Source organism: Salinivibrio sp. ML290 (genome assembly GCF_001995695.1).
Lineage (GTDB): Bacteria > Pseudomonadota > Gammaproteobacteria > Enterobacterales > Vibrionaceae > Salinivibrio > Salinivibrio siamensis.
Genome location: NZ_MUEY01000033.1, coordinates 1 through 1,517, shown reverse-complemented (window position 1 = coordinate 1,517; position 1,517 = coordinate 1). Strand labels below are relative to the sequence as shown.

Annotated in this window: 5 tRNA genes and 1 rRNA gene; all 6 read right to left on the bottom strand. The window is 50.3% G+C overall.

The features are described 5' to 3' along the window. Positions 1-410 precede the first annotated feature (410 nt). Positions 411-486, bottom strand: a tRNA-Ala gene (locus BZG23_RS16340). A 34-nt stretch (positions 487-520) separates the two neighbouring features. Then, positions 521-596, bottom strand: a tRNA-Val gene (locus BZG23_RS16335). A 12-nt stretch (positions 597-608) separates the two neighbouring features. Beyond that, positions 609-684 (bottom strand) — tRNA-Ala (locus BZG23_RS16330). Positions 685-696: 12 nt separating this feature from the next. Further along, positions 697-772, bottom strand: a tRNA-Lys gene (locus BZG23_RS16325). A gap of 2 nt (positions 773-774) precedes the next feature. Beyond that, positions 775-850 (bottom strand) — tRNA-Glu (locus BZG23_RS16320). A gap of 280 nt (positions 851-1,130) precedes the next feature. Next, positions 1,131-1,517 (bottom strand): 16S ribosomal RNA (locus BZG23_RS16315); the annotation flags it as partial.

Below are 1,517 nucleotides of genomic sequence, written 5' to 3'. Positions count from 1 at the left end.
TTAGTACGTCCTTCATCGCCTCTGACTGCCAAGGCATCCACCGTCTACGCTTAATCACTTAACCATACAACCCCAAGAGGTTTTATTTACGGCGAGATTGTCTAAAAAAGAAATCTGCGTCGCAAAACCACTCAGTGTTGAATCATCAACCAATTAAGGTTTTGTTTTTGCCGGACTCAAAATAGAGACTTTGCTTATTACTAAGACAAAGCCCAAGCACACTTGATTGTGTGAGTGACATTTCTGTCACTGATTGAGAACTTTACTGCCATTCTTTAAGAATGACTTGTCAGCTTTCCAGATTGTTAAAGAGCATGTGATTCTATCAATACGATAAACCACTTTATTTTTTGCTTTCAGACAGCACTCATCGCAACAGGCGTCAACTGCTGTAAAAACAAAGAGTAAAATGGTGGAGCTAAGCAGGATCGAACTGCTGACCTCCTGCGTGCAAGGCAGGCGCTCTCCCAGCTGAGCTATAGCCCCATTTTGTTGTAGTGCTTTTCTCTTGCAGAGAAAATGGTGGGCGATACCGGGCTCGAACCAGTGACCCCCTCCTTGTAAGGGAGGTGCTCTCCCAACTGAGCTAATCGCCCATCTTCCAGACTTGGTGGAGCTAGGCGGGATCGAACCGCCGACCTCTTGCATGCCATGCAAGCGCTCTCCCAGCTGAGCTATAGCCCCGCGTCTGAGAAATGGTGGGTTGTACAGGATTCGAACCTGTGACCAATTGATTAAAAGTCAACTGCTCTACCAACTGAGCTAACAACCCAATGGCGTCCCATAGGGGAGTCGAACCCCTGTTACCGCCGTGAAAGGGCGGTGTCCTAGGCCTCTAGACGAATGGGACACGCTGATATGTTTGGGAACATATCCTCTTTAATACTTCAACCTATACAATCTGTGTGAACACTCGCAAMAATAGCGTCAGTAAGGAGGTGATCCAGCCCCAGGTTCCCCTAGGGCTACCTTGTTACGACTTCACCCCAGTCATGAACCACACCGTGGTAAACGCCCTCCCGAAGGTTAAGCTATCTACTTCTGGTGCAGCCCACTCCCATGGTGTGACGGGCGGTGTGTACAAGGCCCGGGAACGTATTCACCGTGGCATTCTGATCGAATAGCGTCAGTAAGGAGGTGATCCAGCCCCAGGTTCCCCTAGGGCTACCTTGTTACGACTTCACCCCAGTCATGAACCACACCGTGGTAAACGCCCTCCCGAAGGTTAAGCTATCTACTTCTGGTGCAGCCCACTCCCATGGTGTGACGGGCGGTGTGTACAAGGCCCGGGAACGTATTCACCGTGGCATTCTGATCCACGATTACTAGCGATTCCGACTTCATGGAGTCGAGTTGCAGACTCCAATCCGGACTACGACAAACTTTAAGGGATTCGCTCCACTTCGCAGCTTCGCTGCCCTCTGTATCTGCCATTGTAGCACGTGTGTAGCCCTACTCGTAAGGGCCATGATGACTTGACGTCGTCCCCACCTTCCTCCGGTTTATCACCGGCAGTC